This window comes from Alcanivorax sp. S6407 (genome assembly GCF_023016115.1).
GTDB lineage: Bacteria > Pseudomonadota > Gammaproteobacteria > Pseudomonadales > Alcanivoracaceae > Alcanivorax.
The window spans coordinates 416591-431729 of record NZ_JALKBH010000001.1 but is presented as its reverse complement, the minus strand read 5'-3'; the positions used below and the strand labels follow the sequence as shown (position 1 = coordinate 431729).

At 56.7% G+C, this 15139-nt stretch carries 10 protein-coding genes; 6 read left to right on the top strand and 4 right to left on the bottom strand.

What is annotated here, in order from left to right; all coding sequences use genetic code 11:
• Nucleotides 1-37: 37 nt before the first annotated feature.
• Nucleotides 38-2143 (top strand): carboxy terminal-processing peptidase, encoded by a 2106-nt coding sequence (locus MWU49_RS01945; RefSeq protein WP_246967425.1) that lies wholly within the window; start codon nt 38-40, stop codon nt 2141-2143.
• Nucleotides 2144-2272: 129 nt separating this feature from the next.
• On the opposite strand, the gene MWU49_RS01940 is transcribed toward MWU49_RS01945, so the two are convergent.
• Both MWU49_RS01940 and MWU49_RS01935 read right to left on the bottom strand, forming a co-directional pair.
• On the bottom strand, nt 2273-3415 hold the full coding sequence (locus MWU49_RS01940; RefSeq protein WP_246967423.1) for an oxygenase MpaB family protein: 1143 nt from the start codon (nt 3413-3415) through the stop codon (nt 2273-2275).
• An 82-nt stretch (nt 3416-3497) separates the two neighbouring features.
• The gene (locus MWU49_RS01935; RefSeq protein ID WP_246967421.1) at nt 3498-4268 is read right to left on the bottom strand and encodes an alpha/beta hydrolase; all 771 of its coding nucleotides are present in this window, start codon (nt 4266-4268) and stop codon (nt 3498-3500) included.
• Between the two features lie 124 nt (nt 4269-4392).
• Here MWU49_RS01935 and MWU49_RS01930 point away from each other — a divergent pair, with 124 nt between their 5' ends.
• From MWU49_RS01930 to MWU49_RS01915, 4 genes are all read left to right on the top strand, one after another.
• A complete protein-coding gene (locus MWU49_RS01930) occupies nt 4393-5820 on the top strand; it encodes an AarF/ABC1/UbiB kinase family protein (RefSeq protein WP_246967419.1) in 1428 nt (475 codons plus the stop codon).
• 344 nt (nt 5821-6164) lie between these two features.
• Nucleotides 6165-7376 (top strand): Re/Si-specific NAD(P)(+) transhydrogenase subunit alpha, encoded by a 1212-nt coding sequence (locus tag MWU49_RS01925; RefSeq protein WP_246967417.1) that lies wholly within the window; start codon nt 6165-6167, stop codon nt 7374-7376.
• Nucleotides 7376-7651, top strand: a complete 276-nt coding sequence (locus MWU49_RS01920) for an NAD(P) transhydrogenase subunit alpha (protein ID WP_246967413.1) — start codon at nt 7376-7378, stop codon at nt 7649-7651. The genes MWU49_RS01925 and MWU49_RS01920 overlap by 1 nt, the downstream gene beginning before the upstream one ends.
• 3 nt (nt 7652-7654) lie before the next feature.
• Nucleotides 7655-9037 (top strand): NAD(P)(+) transhydrogenase (Re/Si-specific) subunit beta, encoded by a 1383-nt coding sequence (locus MWU49_RS01915; protein WP_246967409.1) that lies wholly within the window; start codon nt 7655-7657, stop codon nt 9035-9037.
• A 465-nt stretch (nt 9038-9502) separates the two neighbouring features.
• Here the strand turns inward: MWU49_RS01915 and MWU49_RS01910 are convergent, their stop codons facing one another.
• Nucleotides 9503-10273: a DUF481 domain-containing protein gene (locus tag MWU49_RS01910; protein ID WP_246967406.1), complete on the bottom strand. Its 771-nt coding sequence runs from the start codon at nt 10271-10273 to the stop codon at nt 9503-9505.
• 10 nt (nt 10274-10283) lie between these two features.
• A complete protein-coding gene (locus MWU49_RS01905) occupies nt 10284-11102 on the bottom strand; it encodes a mechanosensitive ion channel domain-containing protein (RefSeq protein ID WP_246967403.1) in 819 nt (272 codons plus the stop codon).
• Between the two features lie 293 nt (nt 11103-11395).
• Here MWU49_RS01905 and metH point away from each other — a divergent pair, with 293 nt between their 5' ends.
• A complete protein-coding gene (gene metH, locus MWU49_RS01900) occupies nt 11396-15097 on the top strand; it encodes a methionine synthase (protein ID WP_246967400.1) in 3702 nt (1233 codons plus the stop codon).
• The last annotated feature ends 42 nt before the right edge of the window (nt 15098-15139 follow it).

Genomic DNA, 15139 nt, shown 5'->3' with positions numbered 1-15139 from the left:
ACCGGGTCACAAACAAGGTAAACCATTGAGAAAACGCATGTCATTAGCCCGAAAAATGTTCCCTGCTGCACTTTCCGTGCTGCTTCTGGGTGGCGCGCTTCAGGTCACCGGCAGCCTGCGTGCTTCGCCGGAAATTGAAGGTGTCCTGAAACCTACCAGTGAGCAGACTGATGCGGCAGAGGAAATTTCGGACAAGCTCAAGTACCACTACCGCAAGCTGGACTTCAATGATGCCCTGTCCAGCCGGGTACTTGACCAGTATCTGAAAGACCTCGATCCCAACCGCCTGTATTTTGTAGCCGGCGACATCAAGGAATTCGAGCGCTACCGCAAACTGCTGGATGACCAGCTCAAGGACGGCGAGCTTGAGGCCGGTTATACCATTTTCAACCGCTTCCAGACCCGTATCGAGCAACGCCTTGATGCCATGCTGGAGCTGGTTCAGGGTGACCTGTCCGAGCTCAAGTTTGACGGCGATGAAAGCGTCCGTGTCGATCGTGAGGATGCGGACTGGGCAGCTGATGAGGACGCCCTGGCTGACATCTGGGAGCGCCAGTTCAAGAATGCGGTGCTGACAATGCGCCTCAACGACGCAGAGGACGAGGACATCAAGACTCGCCTCACCCGCCGTTATGAAAGCCAGCTCAAGCGTATCAAGCAGAACACGCCCGAGGATGTGTTTCAGGTCTATATCAATGCCCTGACACAGACGTTTGACCCTCACACCACCTATTTCACCCCGCACAATTCAGAGAACTTTGACATCAGCATGAGTCGTTCCCTGGAAGGTATTGGCGCGGTACTGCAATACGAAGACGGTTACACCAAGGTGGTGCGTCTGGTCCCAGGCGGTCCGGCCGCCAAGAGTGGCCAGCTGAAACCCGCTGATCGTATCGTCGGCGTTTCCCAGGATGATGAGGCCCCGGCCCCGGTAATTGGCCTGCGCCTGGACGAAGTGGTTGACCAGATTCGCGGCCCCAAAGGCACCAAGGTGAATCTGGAAATCATCCCCGCCGGTATCAACAGCGAGCACGACACCCGGGTGATCAGCATCATCCGTAACAAGGTGGTTCTGGAGGAACAGGCCGCCAAGAAAGATGTGATCGAAATCCAGCGAGACGGTGAAACCCGCAAGCTGGGCATTATCGAAATCCCCGCATTCTACCTGGATTTCGCCGCCTTCCACCGTGGCGATCCGGACTACACCAGTACCACCAGTGATGTGGCGAAACTGCTGGTGGAACTGCGCAAGGAAAACATCGACGGCCTGGTCATTGACCTGCGCAACAACGGTGGCGGCTCACTGCTGGAAGTGAACAAACTGGTTAGCCTGTTCATCAACCGTGGCCCCACCGTACAGGTGCGTGAATCCAGCGGCCGGGTGAGCGTAGAAGCTGACAAGTTTCCCGGCGTGCTCTACGCAGGCCCCATGGCAGTCATCGTCAACCGCTACAGCGCTTCCGCCTCGGAAATTTTCGCCGGCGCCATGCAGGATTACGGTCGCGCCCTCATTGTCGGTGACCAGACCTATGGCAAAGGTACCGTGCAGACCCTGCTGGACCTGAACCACGGCAAGCTGAAGATGACCAATGCCAAGTTCTACCGGGTATCTGGCTCCAGCAACCAGAATCTGGGTATCGTTCCGGATGTGGACATGCCTTCCCTGATCGACAAGGCCGATGTGGGCGAAAGCTCCCTGCCCAACGCCATGCCTTGGGATGAAATCGATTCTGCCAGCTACCAACGCGTGAGTGACATGGTTCCTTATCTGCCCATGTTGCGTGAGCGCCATGACGATCGAATCAAGCAGGACCCGGAATTCATTTATGTGGAGTCCCTGCGCGCCCTGCTGGATCACAACCGCAGCATGAACGAGCTTTCCCTTAACATTGAGAAACGCGCCAGCATGCAGAAGGACTTTGATGTACGACGGCTGGCCATTGAAAACAGCCGTCGCAAGGCTCGCAAGGAAGCTCCTCTGGAAGACATCAAGGCCCTTCGGGATCTGGAAGAACAGCGTGCGCTGGATCCTCAGAGTCATGAAGAAGCCATGGACGAAGACCCCTATGTCCGCGAGACCGGGGAAATCCTGGTGGATCTTATCGATCTGATCCGCGATAACCAGGTAGCCCGAAAAGGCTAAGCCTCGTTAGCCAATGAACACAGAAAAGCCGGCTTCAAGCCGGCTTTTTTGTTGTGCGCGTAAGACGCCGAGGTAATGCGCCTCATTGTGGGAGCGTGCTTGCACGCGAATTGGCATCAGGCATCTGGTTCACCCCAACGATTTGAATCCCCAGCGCGCCGGATTATCACCCAGGCCGATTTGTAATGTTCGGCGACCAAGGTTGTGGTTGAACCCTTCCAGTAACCGCTTGGCCGGATCCGGCAGCATGCGCATGCTGATACTGGCTGCTCGAATAGCCGTCTTGACGATGTGAACGGCGGAACTGGCAGGTACAGAGCTGTGAATGTTCAGATCATCCGCCACCCTGTCGCCAATCAGGTATCGACTGAAGGCCAGCAGCACGTCGTAGGGCAGATTGAACGGGGGCTTGCCAGACATATCCCGCAGCAGAGCCTTGGCCAGGGATTCGCTGTCCGGCGTCGGATCATACAAATGCGAGGTAAGCTGTAACGCCATGATCTCCTGTTCTTCCAGGGTGGTAGTGAGCAAGGCTTCATCCACGCCCAGCAGGTAGCCCGCATAGCGCCAGAAATAATGCATGGACTCATGCTCGCGCCGGTTGATTTTGACGCCCAGACGTTTGAGTCCGCGCACCACCATGAAATCAAATTCCAGAATGGTGCCGGCCATGTCCTCCTGATTGATGGGCAAATCGTACTTTTCCACATCCCAGCGCGGGTTATTGCTCAGGAATTGCCGCACCGCAGCATGCAACAGTCGCACCTCCATGATGGTCCGATGGCCAAGGCCACCCGGCTTCAGGCCATCATCGCCGACGATGTTGTGCAGCATCTGGCCGGTTTCATAGATTCGCCGTGAGACATCTTTCTGCAACCGTCCGGTAGCAACCAGCACCTGAGACGGTTTGTTGTGGGCATAGCCTTCAACGAGGCTGGAGCACATCAATACCAGGCCTTGCAACGCACCATTACGACGATACATCCGCCTGCCCAGCTCCATTTCGTCAAAGTCCACCCAGGAAGGCACGGTGTAACAGTGGTCGAGAAAGGCCTGGAAGTCCCCGCCCTCCTCTTTCGCTCGCCGTTCCACTTCGTCGAGCAAGCCGGAGGGCCGGGTAAATTTGATCTGGGCGGCACAACGGTCCGCCAGCGGATCCTGAACCCGGCGCCAGCGGTTCAGGTTTGCATGGGAATAGCGGTCCCACCACACCCTTTCCTGCGGGCTTTGCGGCCCTTTTTGATAGCGGGCAAGCTCCTGTGGAGTGGCCATAGATACCTCACAACTATTATTGTTATCAGAACCCACGAGTTCTGATTCAAAGGTACGGCCACAGTCAGGGAGGGTCAATACACTATTTGCCGCTTTCTGTTACCCCTTCGATCAGGGTGTTGATCAACCACTGCGGGGCGTCCAGCGGCAGGTCATGGCCAGCCTGGGGGTGCACCTTCAGGGGTAGCTGCCAGGCCTCTGCCATGCGTCGGGAACAACTTGGGCTGACCAACCTGTCTCCGCCACCACTGACGATGATAGTGGGCACGCTGGCCGGCAGTGATGCTGGGGCATGAAAACGCATGGCGGCGAGCAGCTGTCGCAGGCTATTGGCCACGGATACCGGTTGCAATTGCGCATAATCCGCCCACTTTTCTGCCAGCTGATGAAGAAATTCGCGGTCATGCAGGTTAGAGGTGATCTCGAGAATGGCCTGTTCTTTTCGAACCCGATCCCGGGTGAGAATGCCTTCTCGTATCAGACGCACGTAATTGGCCGGACGGAGTCGCTGCCAGAAGGGGCTGAAGCGGCTTGAGGACGTGTTGATGAGTGCCGCAAACGCCACCTCTTCAGGAGCCTGGGATAGCCACTGCACTGCCGTCATGGCGCCAAGCGAGAGCGCAACCAGGTGATAAGGCCCATCCAGCCCCATTTGTTTCAACTGTTGTCGGGCATGGATCACCATGGCACCAATACGTGTCGGGCTGGGCTCCAGATAGAATTCTCCGTTTCCCGGGAGATCCACGGTGACAACCCGGTCACTGGGCAGGGCAGCCTGCATTTTGGCGGGAAAATCTTCCCAGTGCTTCTTTTCCCGGACCAGGCCTCTGAGTAACACCCAGGTTCTTGCCATTCGTTGTTATCCTTTCCGTTGTGGTATCCCGTGTGTAACCCCGCAGGTTTGGACAATGACCAGTAAGGGTTTACCCGCTAGAATGCCACCGGCAATCAGGATGGCAAATGGAGTTTCCTCGCCAATGACACGAAAAACGGTAAAACGGGTAAAAACAGGTTCCGTGGAGCGTCGCTTCTCCATGGCAAAGGCTGGCTTCATGGCAGGCGCCAAATACGCCACCGCCAGTGCCGGCACCTTCTTTACCAGCAAGGACAAGCGTGACGATCGTCGCAAGGAAATTCTTTCTGCCCGCGCCCGGGAACTGGTCGAGGAACTGGGCAAGCTGAAAGGCTCGGTGGTAAAGATTGGCCAGATGATGGCGCTGTTCGGTGAGCATTTCCTCCCCGAGGAGGTCACTGAGGCCCTGCACACCCTGGAAAACCAGACCACCGCACTGGAATGGTCCGCCATTGAAAAGCATCTCCAGCTTCAGCTGGGTGAAGTCAAACTTTCCGAACTGGAGGTAGACCCAACCCCTCTGGGTGCGGCCTCCCTGGCCCAGGTTCATCGCGCTACCCGCAAGTCCGACGGCCGCCAGCTGGTACTGAAAATCCAGTATCCCGGGGTTGCCGATGCCATCGACTCGGACATGCGTGCTCTGGTGCGCCTGCTTAAACTGAGCCGCCTGGTCCCCATTACCGAACAGTTCAATATGTGGCTGGCAGAGGTGCAGGAGATGCTGCGCCGCGAAGTCGATTATGATCTGGAAGCCCACACCACCCGCCATTTCCGACAGATCCTGGCAGATGACCCGCGCTTTATCGTGCCCGAGATCATCCCGGAGTATTCCAGCCACAACATCATGTGCATGACCTTCGAGGAAGGCATCGGGGTCAGTGACCCGGCGGTACTGCAATTGTCCCAGACCCGCCGTAACTTTATCGGCCGCGCCATCATGGAATTGTGCTGCCGCGAAGTGTTCGAATGGAACAAGATGCAGACCGACCCGAATTTCGGCAATTATCTGCTGAGAATTGGCGACGAGCCGGAACAGGATCAGATCGTACTACTGGATTTTGGCGCCATTCGCGACTTCGACAATGATGTATTGGGCCCGGGTCGTGAAATGATCCGCGCCTCCTACCATCATGATGCAGACCGATTGATCCGCGCCCTCAACGCGCTGGACTTCCTGGCTCGAGGCACGCCACGCCGCATTCTCGACGATTTTGCCTCGCTCTGCTTTGAGGCTGTTGAGGTTCTGCAGGATCCGGAACGCTACCCTCCCCCTGCCAACCTGCTCAATGAGAAGCTGGAATATCGCTGGGGCAAGAGCGACCTGCCCTCACGCATAATGAACAAGGCGGGCAAAAACGCCATTTCCGTACACTTTGATGTGCCGCCCAAGGAATTCATCTTCCTGTTCCGGAAACTGCTGGGGGCATACACCTTCCTGCATGTGATCGATGCAGAAGTGCGCGGCAATGACATTCTGGACCCCTTTATTCAGATGCAGGAGCAGGAAGACATCATTCTGGTTGACCAGAAAACCATCAGTCCGGTGGATTGACGCCTTCCTTCCTGAGGCTCAGGATGGCTCGCAATGTCGACAATGAGGGGCAATTTGCCCCTCATTGTCGTTTCTGGCTGTCATTTTGGGTCAGACAGGCACTGAAAAAGTATTAGCAGACGTTATCAGACTGTTAAGCGCTTATCGGTACGATAACCATTTGTCATTTGCCAAGCTGGTGGACGCACAATATGGTTAGCACCCTGCTGAGGCCCTGCATCCTTGTCTGACTGAATTGTCGACAACTTGCAGGCCTTACTTTACGCGGCTTTCAGGGGATTGGGTTGCCCTTCATCCCCCTCCGGAAGTCGATTATTTGCGAACCACAGACGGGGGTAACGCAGGTGATTATCGGTGTTCCCAAAGAAATCTGCCCTGGCGAGCAGCGCGTTGCTTTGACGCCTGCCAATGTCAGCGCACTGCTGAAAAAACAAGGTGTCGAGATCAAGGTTGAGCGCGGCGCTGGCGATATCGCCGGCTACCCGGACAGCGCTTTTGAAGCTGCCGGTGCCAAGCTTGTTGATCGTGACGAGATTTTCTCTTCTTCCCAGGTAGTTCTGCAGGTCCAGACGCCCGGCAGCAACACCGCCAACGGCAACGACGACCTGGAAAAGCTGAAAGAAGGCCAGATCCTGATCGGCATGACCGATCCGCTGGCGAATCCTCAGTTTGCCCAGACTCTGGCTGGCAAGAAGGTCTCCGGCCTGGCGCTGGAACTGGTGCCGCGGATCACCCGTGCCCAGGCCATGGACGTTCTGTCCTCCATGGCCATGATCGCCGGTTACAAGTGTGTGCTGCTGGCAGCCACTGAGTCCCAGCGCATGTTCCCCATGAACATGACCGCTGCCGGTACCCTGAACGCTTCCCGTGTGTTCATCATGGGTGCGGGTGTTGCCGGTCTGCAGGCCTGTGCCACCGCCAAGCGTCTTGGCGCCGTGGTAGAAGCCTACGATGTTCGCCCCGCTGCTCGTGAGCAGATCCTGTCTGTAGGTGCCAAGCCGGTAGAACTGGACCTGGATACCGGTGAAGCTGAAGGCTCTGGCGGCTATGCCAAGGCCCAGGGTGAAGATTTCCTCAAGCGTCAGCGCGAATTGATGACTGAAGTCGTCAAGGAAATGGACGTAATCATCACCACCGCCGCTGTTCCTGGTGCCAAGAGCCCGATCCTGGTTACCGAAGACATGGTCAAGGCCATGAAGCCCGGTTCCATCATTGTCGATCTGGCAGCCGAACGTGGCGGTAACTGTGAAGTCACCGAAGCCGGCAAGACCGTGGTCAAGCACGGTGTCACCATTATCGGCCCGGAAAATGTACCGTCTTCCGTGGCTTTCCATGCCAGCCAAATGTTCGGCAAGAACATGGAAAACCTTCTCAACCTGCTGCTCGACGACAATGGCGACGTTCAGCTGGACTTCGAAGACGAGATCGTTGCCGAAACCGTAATCAGCCACAACGGCGATGTGCCTCAGGCCCGTTTGCGCGACCTGCTTTCCCTGCCCGCTCTGGCCAAACCGGAAGCGCCGGCTGAAGAAGCTGACAGCGAGGAGGAAAAATAATGGATTTCGTAGCGCAACTGACTCTGTTCGTGCTGGCTATCTTCCTTGGTGTGGAACTGATCACCAAGGTACCGCCGACCCTGCACACTCCTCTGATGTCTGGCTCCAACGCCATTTCCGGCATCACTGTGGTGGGCGCCCTGATCGCCGCGGGTTCTGACTCCGGCATGCTGATCAACGTACTGGGTTTTACCGCGGTGGTACTGGCTACCATCAACGTGATTGGGGGCTTCATGGTCACCAATCGAATGCTGGCGATGTTCAAGAGGAAGTAATTCATGCACGTTTCCCAGAACTGGATTGATATCGCCTACTTGATCGCCGCAGTCTTGTTTGTTGTCGGCATCAAGGGGCTGACCAAGCCCAAGACCGCTGTACGTGGCAACCTGCTGGCAGCAGCCGGTATGGGTGTTGCCGCTGTGGTGACCCTGCTCAACGAGCACATTGTTACTTATGAAATCATCATTGCCGGCGTTGTCGTTGGTGGCCTGATTGGTGCCGTGATGGCCAAGAAGGTACAGATGACTTCCATGCCGCAGATGATCGCCCTGCTCAACGGTTTCGGTGGTGGTGCGTCCTTCGCCGTGGCTTCAGCAGAGTTCTTCCGCGGTTCTGCCAACGACACGGTTTCCATCATCGCTACCGGTGCTGCGGTACTGATTGGTGCCGTGACCCTGACCGGCTCGCTGGTGGCTTTCGCCAAGCTGCAGGAACTCATCGACGGCAAGCCCATGGGCTTCCCCGGCATGAAAGTGGTTAATGCGATTCTGTTCATCGGTTCTCTGGTGGGTATCGGCTACCTGGTGATGAACCCGGGTAACGAGACCGTCTTCTGGGGTCTGGTTGCCGCAGCCATGCTGCTTGGCCTGCTGCTGGTACTGCCGATTGGCGGCGCCGACATGCCGGTGGTTATCGCCCTGTTGAACTCCTACTCCGGTGTTGCCGCGTCTGCTGCCGGTTTCGTGATGGGCAACAGCGCGCTGATCATCACCGGTTCCCTTGTAGGTGCTTCTGGCCTGATCCTGACCAGCATCATGTGTAAAGCCATGAACCGCTCCCTCACCAATGTACTGTTCGGTGTAATGGCGGAAGCTGGCGAAGCCATGGACGAAGACGAAGTCTACGCCGGCAAGGTTAAGTCCACCTCTGCCGATGAAGTGGCCATGCTGCTGGAAACTGCTCAGCGCGTCGTCATTGTACCGGGCTTTGGTCTGGCCATGGCCCAGGCGCAGCACGCTGTGCGTGACATGGCTGACACCATGGAAGCCATGGGCATCGAAGTGGAATACGCCATCCACCCGGTTGCCGGTCGTATGCCCGGTCACATGAACGTTCTGCTGGCTGAGGCCGAAGTGCCCTACGAGCAGCTCAAGGACATGGACCAGATCAACCCGACCTTCGAACAGACCGATGTGGCTATCGTGCTGGGTGCCAACGACGTAACCAACCCGATGGCTCGTGAAGACAAAGGCAGCCCGATTTACGGCATGCCGATTCTGAACGTGGACAAGGCCAAAACGGTTGTTGTGGTCAAGCGCTCCCTGAGCTCCGGTTTTGCCGGTCTGCCCAACCCGCTGTTCGCCAAGGACAACACCCTGATGTTGTTCGGTGACGGTAAAGGCGCAGTCCTGGACATCACCACTGCCCTGAAAGAAGGCTGATTGTTGGCCTGCAAAAAAAGGAGCCCGATGGGCTCCTTTTTTTTGGCTGCCAGATGCTAGACGCCTGAGGCCTGACGCTAACCCCTCCGCCTCATTCTTAAACGCCGCAGCCCATACCGTCGCGGAGCACGTGGCTCAACCCTCTGAGGAGCTTCTGCTATCAGCTCTACGCCGATCCCGAGCCGCTGCAGGGGCACATCTTGAGGTGCGAACCGAGCGGCAGCGAGGAATGAGTGGTGAGTACCGAGTGACGAAAAGGCAAACAACAAAGCGCCTATTCTCGTGGGTTTGATTTTCGCAACTCGAAACTCGAAGCTCGCTTTCAAACCTCAATTCACCTCTCATCGGCCGCAGTTCATTTCCCTTCCGCGTGTTGCGTGTTGCGTGAAGCGTGCTGCAGCCGCGAAGCGGCACAAAAAAAGCCCCGGTCTCTGTCGAGCCGGGGCTTTTTCTATCCCTGAATATTTACTTCAGGGTGTAAACCACGCCAACGGAGAAGGTGTGGTCGCTTTCCTTGGTGCCGTCAGGCGCCTTGGAGTCATGCTCCAGAAGATGGCGCAGGCGCAGGGAAAACTTCGAGTTGATCGCTGTAGTCAGAGAGGTTTCAGCACGGGTGTCGGCACCCTCTTCGCCTACCTCGGTGGAGAAGTCTTCGCGGAAGACAGTGTTGTCACTGACTTTGAGCTCGTACTTCACACCAATACGCGCAATAGCATCTTCTTCTGCCTTGTCGCAGCTGAAATAGGTGTCCTGGGGATCCAGGCACTTTACGCGATAACCCGGACCGAGTTCGGCGTCCAGGGTCTGGCGATCCGTGTCAATCCAGCGACGACCCAGACCGATCGCATAACTGGCCTCGTAGTGGTAACCGGAGAAGTTATCCTTGCTGTAGGTGAGCACATTGAACAGGTAGTTCCTGGAGTTTTCACCCAGCTTGCGGTCCAGTTTGTAGGAAGCGAAGTAATTCTCGTCTGTCCGGTAGTACTCTTCGGTTTCCGGATCCTCTTCCTCTTCATTGTTGGCGTCGGCCTTGAAGGTATGACGCCATTTGGCACTGTCGCGACTCATGTTCGCATTGGCGTTGGTTGAGTCGGAATTGGTGTTGCCACGCTTGAACAGAAGACCGACACCAATATCACCTGACCACTTGGTGGCACCTTCGGCTTCATCTGCCGCCACTGAAACTGCCGGCAAACCGGCAGCAATCAGCATGGCAGCAAGATATTTACTACGCATGAATCTCTCCTTACTCGCTCTTGTCCAGGTGAACATCCATCTGCGGGAACGGAATGCCGATACCGGCCTCGTCGAAACGACGCTTGACGGTCTCGGTGGTCCCCCAGAAGACACCCCAGTAATCTGCGCTGTTAACCCACGGACGACACAGCAGATTTACAGAACTGTCAGCCAGTTCAGCAACAGCGATGACAGGAGCGGGATCCTTGAGCACACGCTCGTCGGCAGCAAGGATTTCCTCAAGAATTTTCTTCACCTGGGAAAGGTCGGCATCATAGGCAACCCCGAACACCATATCCACTCGACGGGTGGGCATTTCAGAGTAGTTGATGATATTTCCACCCATGATGGCGCCATTGGGGATGGTGATGATCTTGTTATCCGGAGTGTTCATGATGGTGGCAAAAATCTTGATTTCCTTGATCGTGCCCGCCGCACCTCCGGCTTCCACATAGTGGCCTACCCGGAATGGCTTGAAGAGAATCAGCATCACGCCAGCGGCAAAGTTACCCAGGGAATCCTTCAGTGCCAGACCAACAGCCAGGCCGGCAGCACCTAGAATGGCGACCAGGGAGGTGGTTTCCACACCCAGCTGGTCAAGTGCAGCAATGATGACGAAAGCAAACAGGATGATGTGAACGATATTGCCAACGAATTTGGCCACGGTAGCGTCGATGCGCTTGTCCATCATCCGGTTAACGCCGTGGGCAATCTTGGCGACGATCCATTTACCGATGATGAAGATGACGATTGCAGCAACGATATTCCATGCGTATGGCATCAGGTTCTCGTTGGCAAAAGTCTGAATTTGTTGCAGATATTGATCCATTAGACGTACTCCTCTTCCTGTGAGCGCGGATTATGCCTTGAATTGCGTGAATCCCAAGTGGATGGAGGCTGTGGGGCTTCCGATTTTACAAATCTTTCACCTGATTACGATCGTTACAGGCAAAGGCAACCCCCGATTGCCGCCATATGATGAGGGGTTGAGATGGGATTGACCAGTAAACCAGCGGGTAAATCACCGTTTTATAACCGAAAATCTACACAAGCTTGGGTATCTCGAGGCTGCACCGGTATAATGCCTGCCCTCACTTTTTGCTGTCCCTGTCGGAGCCTTTCATGACTTCTAGCCTGCGCGCCACGCTCACTGCCAAGCTGCAAGAACGCATCCTGATTCTGGATGGCGGCATGGGCACCATGATCCAGCGCTGCAAATTCAGCGAGGAAGACTACCGTGGCAGCCAGTTTGCGGACTGGCCCTCCGACCTGAAAGGCAACAACGACCTGCTCTGTATCACCCAGCCGGAGCGCATCAAGGCACTGCACAAGGGCTATCTGGATGCCGGTGCAGACATCATCGAGACCAACTCCTTCAACGCCACCTCCATCGCCATGGCCGACTACGACATGCAGGACCTGGCGCGGGATATCAATGTGGCGGCAGCCCGGGTGGCCCGGCAAGCGGCGGATGAGGCCTCAACCCCGGACAAGCCCCGTTATGTGGCAGGCGTACTTGGCCCCACCAACCGGACAGCCAGTATCAGCCCGGACGTGAACGACCCGGGGTTCCGCAACGTGAACTTCGATACCCTGGTGGAAGCCTACCTTGAAGCTCTCGATGGCCTGGTGGAAGGTGGCATCGACCTGGTGCTGATCGAGACCATTTTCGACACCCTCAATGCCAAGGCCGCGGTTTTCGCCGTCGACAAATACTGCTACGAAAACAACCTGGACCTGCCGGTGATGATTTCCGGCACCATCACCGATGCCTCCGGCCGTACCCTCACCGGGCAGACCACAGAAGCCTTCTACAACTCCCTGCGCCATGCACGTCCGATCAGCTTTGGCCTGAACTGTGCCCTGGGTCCCATGGAGCTGCGTCCGTATATCGAGGAACTGTCGCGCATTTCCGAGACCTTCGTGTCAGCCCACCCCAACGCCGGTCTGCCCAATGAAATGGGGGAATACGATCTGGACCCGGCCACCATGGCCAAAGAAATTCGCGGCTGGGCCGAGAAAGGTTTCCTCAACATCATTGGCGGCTGCTGTGGCACCACTCCGGAGCACATTGCGGCCATGGCCGAGGCCGTGGAAGGTCTGGCACCCCGCAATCTCCCTGACATTGAAGTCGCCTGCCGCCTTTCCGGCCTGGAGCCCTGCACCATCGACAAGAACTCCCTGTTCGTCAACGTGGGCGAACGGACCAATGTGACTGGTTCCAAGCGTTTCCTGCGCCTGATCAAGGAACAGGACTATGACGCCGCCCTGGATGTGGCCCGGGACCAGGTGGAAAACGGCGCGCAGATCATCGATATCAACATGGATGAGGGGATGCTGGAATCCGCCGAGTGCATGGTGAAATTCCTCAACCTGGTGGCTTCCGAGCCGGAGATCGCCAAGGTGCCGATCATGATCGACTCCTCCAAGTGGGAGGTGATCGAAGCCGGGCTCAAGTGTATCCAGGGCAAGGGCGTGGTGAATTCCATCTCCATGAAGGAAGGTGAAGCCGCCTTCCTGGAGCAGGCACGCCTGCTGCGCCGCTACGGTGCTGCGGTGATCGTGATGGCCTTTGACGAGGAAGGCCAGGCAGAAACCCGTGAGCGCAAGGTGGAAATCTGTACCCGGGCCTACAAGCTGCTCACCGAAGAAGTGGACTTTCCGCCGGAAGACATCATCTTCGACCCCAACATCTTCGCCATTGCCACCGGCATTGAAGAGCACAACAACTATGCCGTGGACTTCATCGAAGCCGTGGCCGACATCAAACGCACCCTGCCCCACGCCATGATTTCCGGCGGCGTGTCCAATGTCAGCTTCTCGTTCCGAGGCAATGACACGGTTCGTGAAGCCATTCACGCCGTATTCCTGTACTACGCCATCAAGAACGGCATGGACATGGGTATCGTCAACCCGGGGATGCTGGCGATCTATGCGGACATTCCGGAAGAACTGCGCAATGCGGTGGAGGAAGTGGTACTCAATCGCCGTGACGATGGCACCGAGGTACTTCTGGATCTGGCTGAAAAATACCGTGGCAGCGGTGCGGAAAAGGCCAAGAAGGAAGATCTGGCCTGGCGCGAATGGCCGGTGGAGAAGCGTCTTGAGCACGCCCTGGTGAAAGGCGTAGCTGATTATGTTGAGGAAGACACCGAGCTGGCCCGCCAGAACGCAGAACGCCCCCTTCACGTCATCGAAGGCCCGCTCATGGATGGCATGAACGTGGTCGGTGACCTGTTCGGTGAAGGCAAGATGTTCCTGCCCCAGGTGGTGAAGTCTGCCCGGGTGATGAAAAAGGCGGTGGCCTACCTGCTCCCCTTCATGGAGAAGGAAAAGGAGGAGATGGGCACCCAGGATGAATCCAACGGCAAGATCCTGATGGCCACCGTGAAAGGCGATGTACACGACATCGGCAAGAATATTGTCGGCGTGGTGCTGCAATGTAACGGCTATGAGGTCATCGATCTGGGCGTGATGGTGCCTTGCGAGAAAATTCTCGACGTCGCCAAGGCAGAGAACGTGGACATCATTGGCCTGTCTGGCCTGATCACCCCGTCTCTGGATGAAATGGTACATGTGGCCAGCGAGATGCAGCGTCTTGATATGGACTTGCCGCTGATGATCGGTGGCGCCACCACCAGCCGCATCCACACTGCTGTGAAAATCGATCCTGCCTACCAGCATGCCGTGGTTCACGTGGCCGATGCCTCCCGTGCCGTGGGCGTGGCCTCCAAGCTGCTGTCCAAAGAAGCCCGTGGCGGCTATGTGGCGGAATTGAAGGAAACCTATGAAGGCCTGCGGGTCCGTCGCCAGCAACAGCAGGTGGATCGTAGCCTGATCTCCATCGAGCAGGCACGGGAACATCGCTTCCAGCCGGATTGGACTGAGTACACGCCTGCAGAGCCGAAGGTAAAAGGCCTCAAGGTCTTTGATGACTACCCGCTGGAAGATCTGGTGCAGCGCATCGACTGGACCCCGTTCTTCCGCTCCTGGGAGCTGGCCGGCAAATTCCCCAATATCCTGGACGATGAAGTGGTCGGCAAAGAAGCCACGCGCCTCTACCGGGATGCCCAGTCCATGCTTGAGAAAGTGGTTAAAGAAAAGTGGCTAACTGCCCGTGCTGTAATAGGTTTCTGGCCTGCAAACTCGAAGATGGACGACATCGAACTGTATCGCAACCCCGGTGACAAGGAGGCGTTCATGACGCTCCATCACCTGCGCCAGCAGCTCGACAGAACCAAGAATGACAAGCCGGATTTCTGCCTCAGTGACTTTATCGCACCGAAAGAAACCGGCCTGACAGACTGGCTGGGTGGTTTTGCTGTCACCGCCGGCATCGGTATCGATGAACACGTGGCACGCTTTGAAGCCGACCACGATGACTACTCTGCCATCATGCTCAAGGCACTGGCTGATCGTCTCGCGGAAGCCTTCGCCGAACGCATGCACGAGAAGGTGCGCAAGGAATACTGGGGTTATGCCAGCGACGAAGCGTTAAGCAATCAGGACATGATCAGCGAGAAATATCGCGGCATCCGCCCTGCCCCCGGTTATCCCGCCTGTCCGGACCACACCGAGAAAGCCCTGCTGTGGGAACTGCTGGAGCCGGAGAAAAACGCCGGCATGACCCTCACCGAAAGCTACGCCATGCTGCCGGCAGCAGCCGTTTCCGGTTGGTACTTTGCACACCCCCAAGCCAAGTACTTCGGCACCGGCAAGCTGGCCAAGGACCAGATGGATGACTACGCCGCTCGCAAAGGCATGTCCCGCAAGGAAATCGAGCGGATGGTGCCGCATTTGCTGGGATACGTTGAAGAGCAGTGAACAGTTAACAGTGAATAGTTAACAGTGCGCGCTAGCGCATTG

What these genes read in the sequence shown, in the direction of transcription:
- MWU49_RS01940 (WP_246967423.1), bottom strand. Translation starts at nt 3,415, where the DNA reads ATGGCCACTCCACAGGAGCTTGCCCGCTATCAAAAAGGGCCGCAAAGC.
- metH (WP_246967400.1), top strand. Translation starts at nt 11,396, where the DNA reads ATGACTTCTAGCCTGCGCGCCACGCTCACTGCCAAGCTGCAAGAACGC.
- MWU49_RS01945 (WP_246967425.1), top strand. Translation starts at nt 38, where the DNA reads ATGTCATTAGCCCGAAAAATGTTCCCTGCTGCACTTTCCGTGCTGCTT.
- MWU49_RS01920 (WP_246967413.1), top strand. Translation starts at nt 7,376, where the DNA reads ATGGATTTCGTAGCGCAACTGACTCTGTTCGTGCTGGCTATCTTCCTT.
- MWU49_RS01910 (WP_246967406.1), bottom strand. Translation starts at nt 10,273, where the DNA reads ATGCGTAGTAAATATCTTGCTGCCATGCTGATTGCTGCCGGTTTGCCG.
- MWU49_RS01930 (WP_246967419.1), top strand. Translation starts at nt 4,393, where the DNA reads ATGACACGAAAAACGGTAAAACGGGTAAAAACAGGTTCCGTGGAGCGT.
- MWU49_RS01935 (WP_246967421.1), bottom strand. Translation starts at nt 4,268, where the DNA reads ATGGCAAGAACCTGGGTGTTACTCAGAGGCCTGGTCCGGGAAAAGAAG.
- MWU49_RS01915 (WP_246967409.1), top strand. Translation starts at nt 7,655, where the DNA reads ATGCACGTTTCCCAGAACTGGATTGATATCGCCTACTTGATCGCCGCA.
- MWU49_RS01905 (WP_246967403.1), bottom strand. Translation starts at nt 11,102, where the DNA reads ATGGATCAATATCTGCAACAAATTCAGACTTTTGCCAACGAGAACCTG.